We start from the raw sequence: 8,227 nt of genomic DNA on the forward strand, positions 1-8,227 counted from the left end.
TCGTCGGGAACCCAAATGACAGCTATCTCCATGACCTCTCCTGATCAACGTCGCCAATCTGTGTGGGTGATCAGGAGGTGCCGGGGTGGTGGAGGAGCACGTTCCACGGGCCGGTTCGCGGCGCGGGTGTCCAGGGCAGCCGCGGTTGCGCCTCGGCACAGCGGTGGTGTGGACAGCGGTGAGCCGGGTGTGGCCCAGGGCCCCGGCAGGTCGGCACCGGCGGCGCCGGCTACGACGGGCGCGGACGCCGACACCAGCCACAGCGACGGCAGCCACGGTGTGGGGTCCGCGGGGGGGCCTGCCGGCGACGCATCGGCGGCTAAGACCGCCGGCGACCGCTGCCGTGCGGGAGTTCGGGCCGGACTGGCCGGCGGAGGGGACGCCGCGGGTGCCGCCGATCGGGACAGCGGCTTCAGCGTCGAGACGGGTGACGGCGCAGGAGCCGATCTCGCTGGGGTGGGGGCCCGCAGCGACGGCCGGGCGACGGGCGTGGCCGTACCGCCTGGCGAGGCCGTGCCGGTTGGCGTGGGGGCCGGCGGATTGACGGTCGGCAGGTCCGGCCCGCTGACCGGGGGTTTCTTGATCACCTCCGGTAGCAGCGTTTCGACGATCTGCGGCCGTAGGGTGGCGTCGACCAGGGGAATGTTCGGCAGCGGGGCCGGGTCGGCGTGGGCGGCGTCAGCGACAAGGAACGCCCCTGCCGCCGCCCCACCGAGCGTCATCGCCCATAGCCACCGTCTCACGTGAAGAATTCTCTCGCGAAGGCACCTTGCATCGTCAACCTTGCATGACACAACGGACACGAGGTGATCTAGAGGTACGAGGCGGAGCCCTTACGCATCTCAGAAAACCCGGGCGCCCGGAGGCCCAGGTCGACGGATCGACCTGGGCCTCCGGCGGATCACGGCGCCATCACGGGGTGACGGTGGCCTCCAGGTGGTAGGGGTTCGCGAACTGCGGGCTGGTGCGGCGCGCCTCGACGACGAATTCCCAGACGCCCGCCTTCGGGTTGGTGTAGGTACGGCTCAGCGGGTTGCACCCGTTGCCGTCCAGGTAGTTGGCGTAGCAGTAGATGCTGCCCGAGCTCGACCGTTCGCCGTTGACGCCTTCCGGGTTGAAGGCCCACCAGCGGGTCTGGCTGTTCGCGGCCAGGCCGGACAGGTTCACGGTCAGGCTGGTGGTGCCGGCCGGGACCGCGACGCTGTAGGTGACGGTGTCGTTGCGGTTGACGGTGCCCTCCGCCGACCAGGTGTGTCCGGCGACGAGCGGGGCAGCGGCGGCGACCGCCAGCATCACCGACCGCTCGACGGCCCGGGTCCTGGGGTTGTCGATGGTGAGCACGGCGCTGTGGATGCCCTGGGTGGCCGGGGCCGCGGTCACCTGGACGACGGTGGGGACGTTCTTCGCCAGGGTGACCTTCTTCGGCACGGTGAAGGTGCCGTCGTTGCCCTGCAGGCCGAGGTCGTAGGAGAGCGCCGTGTCCGGACCGCTCGTGCGGGTCAGGGTGACCTGGTACGTACGGGACTCGCCGACGCCCTGGCCGCCGCTGCCCGGGGCGCAGTTGTTGAACAGGCCGGTGCCGGTGTGCGGCTGGACCAGCCGGCCGGAGAGGACGGTGCAGACCGGCGCGGAGACGGTGACGCTGTCGGTGTCCGCTACGCCCTTGGCGAGGTGCTGCCAGGCGTGGGTCACGTTGAACTGGCCGCGGCCCTGTGCGATTGCCGGCTCGTCCTTGTTGAAGTCGGCGGTCGAGTAGATGGCGTCGCGCAGCTCGGCCGGGGTGGCGCTGATGCCGTTCTGCTTGGCGGCGGAGAGCAGCAGCGCGGCGGCGCCGGCGGCCTGGGGGGAGGCCATCGAGGTGCCCTGGAGCATGGCGTAGCCGACCGGCAGGGTGTAGCCGGTGCTCGCGACGGGGGGCTCGTCGATCCAGCGCGGGACGGTGGAGATGGCCGCGCCGGGCGCGGTGATGTCCGGCTTGAGGCCGCCGTCCTCGCGAGGGCCGCGGGAGGAGAAGGGGAAGACGGAGTTGACCCGATGCACGAAGGATCCGTAGTTCGCCCACCAGGTCTGCTTCGAGACCGAGGCGCCCACGCTGACGACCTTGTCGGCGAGCGCCGGGTCGCCGGCGGTGTTGGTGCCGGCCCCGGAGTTGCCGGCGGAGACGAACATCTGGACGCCGGTCTGATCGATCAGGCGGTTGTAGAGCAGGGCCATGGCGCTCTGGCCGTCGTTGAGGGCGGGGCTGGAGCCGATGGACATGTTGATGACGTCCACGCCGTGTTTGGTGGCGAGGTCGATCATGCCGTCGGTGAGAGCGGCGGAGGAGCAGCCGCCACTGGTGCAGGCCCGCATCGAGACCAGCTTGGCCCCGGGTGCCTGGCCGTTCATCTGCCCACCGAGAATTCCGTTGGCGGCGGTGATCCCGGCCACGTGGGTTCCGTGGTCCACCTCGATGGTGTTGATGTTGATGCCGACGTAGGTCGGCTTGAGCTGCTTGACCTCGACGGTGAACGGCTGCCGTTCGTTGATGGCGGTGGCCGGGTTGTCGGTGCCGAGGTAGCCGACCTGGTGGTTGACGCGATACGGCCGGATCAGCTCGTCCGGCGTGAAGACGCGGTCGTTGTCGGTGTCCACCCAGACGGAGCCGTCGGTCGCGCAGAAGGCGATGCCCTGGTAGCCGGTGAGCGTCTTGTCGGCGAGGCGCATGCCGCTGTAGAGCCTCGTCTTCAGGTACATGTCGGCACAGCCGGCGTCCGGCAGGGTCCAGGTGATGTTCTGCTTGACGGCGGTCGGCCCGGTGACCCGGTCGCTCGAGGTCTCCGACGTGCTGACCAGCGTCCAGGTGTTCTCGATGAGCAGCGCGTCGATGAGGTTGAACGGATCGGTGCCGACGATCGTGTCCACCAGCTTGCGCTCGCCGGTCGTGGTGGTGGCCAGCGCCGGGTGGGTGGGGTCGATCCCGGTGTCCATGATGCCGATGGTCACGCCCCGGCCGTCATAGCTGGGGTGCTCGTTCTTGAACGCGACCGAGCCGGTTTCGCCGGTCGGCAGGTACGGGTTGTTGTCCGGGGTCGCCGCGGTCGGGGCTGCCGGGAGGCCGCCGGTGCCGGCGCCGGCACCCTCGGTGCCGGCACCGGCCGTCGTCTCCTCCAGCTTCAGGAGTTCGTCGGCGTCGACCCGGAGCACGTTGTCGAGGGCGACGACCTGGTCCACGAGGGCGAACGGCACGTTCACCTTGACGTAGCCGATCTCCGGGTCGGTCCGGGCGACGTCGGCGCCGAGCTCGGTGAGTTGCTGGGCCGCCGCCTCGGTGGTGCCCGACTTCACGGCGAGCATCAGGGTGACGTAGTCGGGGACCGGCTGGCTGGCCCGGGCCGGGACGGCCCGGGTCCGGTGCTGGGCGGCGTACCTGGCGATCAGGGCCCGGTCGTGGCTGCCCAGCTTGTCCGCGACGGGGGCGGCCGTGGGGTCGGCGTGGGCGGGGACGGCGGACAGCGACAATCCGCCCACCACGAGGGTGGTGGCCAGTGCTGCGACGGCGCGCCGCGCTCGCCGCGACGGGGGTACGACAGGGGGCGTCACTTCGGGTCCTTCCAGGGACGGGATGTGCTGACGCCGGACACACTGCCATCGCTGGTCACCGATCATCAGGGGCTCAGGCTGACGGTTCATCGCCATGGCACAAAAACGCCACCTGCAGGTTCGGGCGTCGGGTGTCACCCGCCACCGCCACGCCGCAGGTCGGGTCTCTAGATGTACTGACCGGGGACGTTGGTCGAGCGAGTCCTTGACCTTGTCGTAACGACAATGTTTAGCGTCACGCGTCATGGCCATCTCAGTGATTGACAGCGCTTCGGGCATGAGGCGGATCTTGGACGCGCCGCCCGCAGAACGTGCAGATCGGGTACGGGACCTGTGGGATCCCATGGCTGGCATGTACTTCTTCGTCCCAGGCGGGGTGGACATGGCCACGGTGCACCAGCAGAACTTCGGGTTCCCCGTGGACGGCAGAGAAGTTGCTGACGAGCGGATACGCAAGGGGCTCGACGAGCTGGTGGCTGCTGACGCGTGGAGTCGGGTCAGTTCTGCTCTCGAGGAGGGTGTCGCCGCACTCACGTCGGCGGTCCCGGGCCTGGAGGTTCCTGACCTGCGTATTTTGCTCGTCCTAGGTGATCCGACCAACGCGCACTTCATGGACGAGGTCCATGGCGTCTCGGGTTTCGGCGGTATCAGCGGGTACATCACCATCACCGTGTGGCCGCACCCCATCGTCCTGGATCGGCTGGAAGCGATCGTGGTCCACGAGCTGCACCACAACGTGCGCTACTCCCCGGGCGGCATCGTGTGGGATCCCGCCACCGTGACAGTCGGCGAGCACGTCGTCTCGGAGGGACTGGCTGACATGTTCGCGGCTGAGCTGTACGGGCATCGTGGCTACACCCACTTCGTCAGCGACCAAACACGAGCTGACGACGCGGTGCTGGCCAAGGTTGCCTCGGGATTTGGCGTGACGGGCATGTCCGACTTCGCCTCCTGGGTGCTCGGCGATGCCAGCGCTGTGTTGTTCGGAGCCCAGCCGGTTGGGCTGCCCACGGGTGCCGGGTACGCAGCGGGCGCCCGGCTCGTGCGCGCTTACCTCGACGCGACCGGGACGACGGCCGCTAGCAGTACTCGAACTCCATCGGCTGACATTCTCGAGGTCGCCCTGCCGCGGCTGGGCCTGGCCTCGGACGCGACACACTAGGCCCGGTCAGGGGCCGAGGGAGCCGAGTCGATCAGATGGAGGCGGCGGTGGAGTGGACCGTGCACGAGCTCGCCGAGCGCGCAGGTATCAGTGGCCGCACCCTGCGCCACTATCACCGCATCGGGCTGCTCGCGCCTGACCGCGTCGGGTCCAACGGTTACCGGTACTACGGGCCCGGCGCGGTCGCACGGCTGCAGCGGATCTTGCTGCTGCGCGACACGGGCATGCCCCTGGCCCAGATCGCATCGGCCCTGGATGCTGCGACCTCACCCGCGGCTGAGGTCGATGCCCTACTCGCTCACCTTGACCAGCTGAGGGCCGACCGCCTCACGCTCGAACGTCGTATCCAAGCGGTGGAGCACACCCTGCAGATGCGCCGTGAGGGCCGCGACCCGCGTATGGACGTCATGCTCCAAGGCTTCAATGACGCGTATGAGGACGAAGTCGTTCGCCGCTGGGGCCGGGAGGCCTTCGATGCCTCGAACCAGTGGTGGCACTCGAAGACTGTGAGTCAGCAGCGGGACTGGAAGGTCAGGAGCGAAGCGCTCGTACACCGCTGGGCCGAGCTCGAGGAAGCTGGCGAAGCACCCGACTCGCCAGCAGCACAAGAGCATGCAGCAGTCCACATCGCCTGGTTCGCCGAGATCCCCGGCACTCCGACCCACGCCGGTGACGAGGCACAGTCCGCCGCCATGATTTGCGGGATGGCCGCCATGTACGAGACCACCCCCGACTTCCACCACACCTTCGGCAGCCCCGACGCTGCACGCCTCGCCGCCGCTGCCCTACGCATCCACGTTCGGACGCACGGAGTGGACGACGCTTGCGGCTGACGCGTAGCAACGGGCGGCCAACCACACCCGAAGGACGTCATGTCACACCCGAACGCCGCGCTCACGGCCCGTCACCGCTTGAAGGTCGCTCGCCTCGTCGTCGACGGGTGGCCGGTCAGTGAGGTCGCTGCCCGCTTCCAAGTGTCCTGGCCAACCGTGAAGCGCTGGGTCGACCGCTATCTCGCTGGCGAGTCCATGCACGACCGCTCCTCACGGCCGAAGTCATCGCCGAACAGGACGAGCAAGACCGTGACGAAACGATGCGTGAACCTGCGAATGCGCCTGCGAGAGGGACCTTTCAGCTCGCCGCGTGCCTCGGTATCGCCCCATCGACGGTGCACCGCATCCTCACCTCCGCCCGGTTGAACCGGTGGTCGTACGTGGACCGCGCGACCGGTGAGCCGATCCGCCGCTACGAACATGGCCAGCCCGGCTCGCTGGTCCACGTGGACGTGAAGGAGCTCGGGAACATCCCCGACGGCGGCGGCTGGCGGTACGTCGGCCGGCAGCAGGGAGACAGCAACGTCCCCGGTCAGTACATCTAGATCCACTTTCGCCTGGCGGCCTGCCACCCCAGCTGGATTCGGCTCTGCACTCCGGCGATGGTGAGCAGCCGCTGCACCCTGCGCTGGACCGTACGCATGCTCACCCCGAGCTGCGAGGCGATCGCCTGGTCGGTGTAGCCGGCCAGGAGCAGCGCCAGCAGTTGGCGGTCCTCGGCGGCCAACGGGCCGTCGGCGGCTGTGGACAGCGCGGCGGGCACCGGAAGCGCCGACTCCCAGATCCGATCGACGATCCAGCCGAGGCAGTTCACCATCGGTCGGGCATGGACCACGAGGAGCAACGGCTCCTCGGACGAGGCGATCATGGCCTGCCGTCGGTCGAAGACAGACATCTTGAACGGAACGGTGGCCACCCGCATCTCCTCGCCGAGCGCCGCCCATTCCTCCAGCAGCAGCGGGATCTGGGGGCTGCCCGGGTCCAGCAGGTCGCGGTCGTACACCACCCGGTAGCGGACCCCGGCCCGCAGCGCGTCCCGCTGGCCCACGTTGTCGGTGGCCGGCACGGCGACAGCCGGTCCCCTGACGAGCGAGCAGATTTCCTGCGTGGCCCCGCGCTGCAGCATGGCGTAGCGCTCGGCCATGGCTCGGGCGCCCTCGACCACCTCAACCGCCCCGGCACCGCGCCACGCCGAGTCTCGGGTCTGGAAGCGCTCGGTCAGCTCCGCGATGACGGCCTGCGCCTTACGCAGCTCGTCCATCCGGCGCAACGCCAGGAGTTTGAGGGTGGGGTCGGGAGGCGCCGCCCGGATCACGCCCGCCGGGTCGGCCGGAAGATCTGCCAGCCCCTTGGCCACGAGCCCCGCCAGCGCCCGGCGTACGTCCGGGACGGGCAATCCGGTCCGCTGGGACAGCTCCGCCACGTCGGCCGCGGGTCGGGCGACGAGCGCCAGGTAGACCTGCTCCTCGCCGGGTTCGACGCCGACGGCCGCCAGCATCCTGCGCTCCGTCATGCCCAGTTGTGCCGGGCGGCGTACCAGCCCAGCTCCATTCGGGTCTTCACGCCGGCGAGGTCCATCAGATGGCGCAGACGACGCTGCAGGGTCCGCAGGGAGACGTCGAGTTGGCTGGCGACGACGTGGTCCGTGAGTCCGGCCAGGAGCAGTACGAGGATCTTCCGGTCCAGCTCGGTCGGGGCACCCGAGTCCACTGCGGTGACGTCGTCATCGGTCAGCCCGGCCAGTGCCGACACGTCGAGCGGGTGGGCGTGGCGCCACACGATCTCGAACAGCGCGTCCATGGCGGACAGCAGACCGCTGCGGTGCAGGAGCACGGCGCCGGGTTCGCCGCCCGGTTCGACGGTCAGCGGCACCAGAGCCAGTTCGGCGTCGGCCAGAATGAGCTTGATCGGTAGCGACTCGGCCACCCGCACCTGGACGCCTTGACGCAGTGACGCAATGGTCTCGGCGATCATGCCAGGCTCGGCGAGCGCGGCTCGTTCCAGCACGACCCGGTATGTCACCCCGCGGTCCATCAGCACCGTCTCCAGGGTGTTGGTGCCCGGGGGCACGGCGACGAACGGGGCGGTGACGAAGTTTCGCACCTGAGTCCGGGCGGCGTGCTGCACCTGGGCGAACCGGTGGCGGACGGCGTCGACTCCGGTGACCACCTCGATCAGTTCGCTGATGCTCCGGTCCGCCATCGCCGCGCGGTGCTCCTCGGCGAGCGTGACGAGCGCCAGTTCGGCGCTGCGCAGGCCTTCCCGGCGTTCGCTGATCAGCGCGCCGAGCGCCACTGCGGGCGGCGCCGCCGAGAATTCCCCGTCGGGCGTGCGCTTCACCAGCCCGTCCGCCACCAGCTGTGACAGCGCCGCTCGGACCGTCGCTTCGGGCAGTTGCGTGGTCTCCGCGAGGTCGGCCGAGCCGGCCGCGGTGCGTTCGACCAGCCGGCGGTAGACAGACTCCTCATCGGTGCTCAGGCCCAGCGCACCCAGCATCGGCGGACGCCTCCCCTCGACCCGTCGCTGGGGCATAAGTATGCGCCACCGTGATAGATCTTGAAAAGATCCCGGCGCCGGGTGATCAGCTGGGGTGGGCTACCTGATGCTGCCGATGCTGTTCTTCACCGGGGTGAGCGCACTGATCGCAGCC

Annotated in this window: 5 protein-coding genes and 1 pseudogene; 3 read left to right on the plus strand and 3 right to left on the minus strand. The window is 69.4% G+C overall.

What is annotated here, in order from left to right; translation table 11 throughout:
• Nucleotides 1–912: 912 nt before the first annotated feature.
• Complete coding sequence (locus ABZ570_RS32945) at nucleotides 913–3,582, minus strand: S8 family serine peptidase (protein ID WP_358071928.1); 2,670 nt, start codon at nucleotides 3,580–3,582, stop codon at nucleotides 913–915.
• Nucleotides 3,583–3,934: 352 nt separating this feature from the next.
• On the opposite strand from ABZ570_RS32945, the gene ABZ570_RS32950 reads away from it, so the two are divergent.
• From ABZ570_RS32950 to ABZ570_RS32960, 3 genes and pseudogenes are all read left to right on the plus strand, one after another.
• A complete protein-coding gene (locus tag ABZ570_RS32950; protein WP_358071930.1) occupies nucleotides 3,935–4,744 on the plus strand; it encodes a DUF2268 domain-containing putative Zn-dependent protease in 810 nt (269 codons plus the stop codon).
• Between the two features lie 47 nt (nucleotides 4,745–4,791).
• Complete coding sequence (locus tag ABZ570_RS32955; protein WP_358071932.1) at nucleotides 4,792–5,577, plus strand: MerR family transcriptional regulator; 786 nt, start codon at nucleotides 4,792–4,794, stop codon at nucleotides 5,575–5,577.
• Nucleotides 5,578–5,616: 39 nt separating this feature from the next.
• Nucleotides 5,617–6,095, plus strand: a pseudogene (locus tag ABZ570_RS32960) (helix-turn-helix domain-containing protein); the annotation flags it as partial.
• A 23-nt stretch (nucleotides 6,096–6,118) separates the two neighbouring features.
• Here the strand turns inward: ABZ570_RS32960 and ABZ570_RS32965 are convergent.
• Together ABZ570_RS32965 and ABZ570_RS32970 are read right to left on the minus strand one after the other, a co-directional pair.
• Nucleotides 6,119–7,090: a helix-turn-helix domain-containing protein gene (locus tag ABZ570_RS32965; protein ID WP_358071934.1), complete on the minus strand. Its 972-nt coding sequence runs from the start codon at nucleotides 7,088–7,090 to the stop codon at nucleotides 6,119–6,121.
• Complete coding sequence (locus ABZ570_RS32970; RefSeq protein WP_358071936.1) at nucleotides 7,087–8,073, minus strand: helix-turn-helix domain-containing protein; 987 nt, start codon at nucleotides 8,071–8,073, stop codon at nucleotides 7,087–7,089. The genes ABZ570_RS32965 and ABZ570_RS32970 overlap by 4 nt, the downstream gene beginning before the upstream one ends.
• Nucleotides 8,074–8,227 lie beyond the last annotated feature (154 nt).

Origin of the sequence: Micromonospora sp. NPDC007271 (genome assembly GCF_040634005.1) — a bacterium.
Taxonomy (GTDB): Bacteria; Actinomycetota; Actinomycetes; order Mycobacteriales; family Micromonosporaceae; genus Micromonospora.

What these genes read in the sequence shown, in the direction of transcription:
- ABZ570_RS32950 (WP_358071930.1), top strand. Translation starts at nt 3,935, where the DNA reads ATGTACTTCTTCGTCCCAGGCGGGGTGGACATGGCCACGGTGCACCAG.
- ABZ570_RS32965 (WP_358071934.1), bottom strand. Translation starts at nt 7,090, where the DNA reads ATGACGGAGCGCAGGATGCTGGCGGCCGTCGGCGTCGAACCCGGCGAG.
- ABZ570_RS32970 (WP_358071936.1), bottom strand. Translation starts at nt 8,073, where the DNA reads ATGCTGGGTGCGCTGGGCCTGAGCACCGATGAGGAGTCTGTCTACCGC.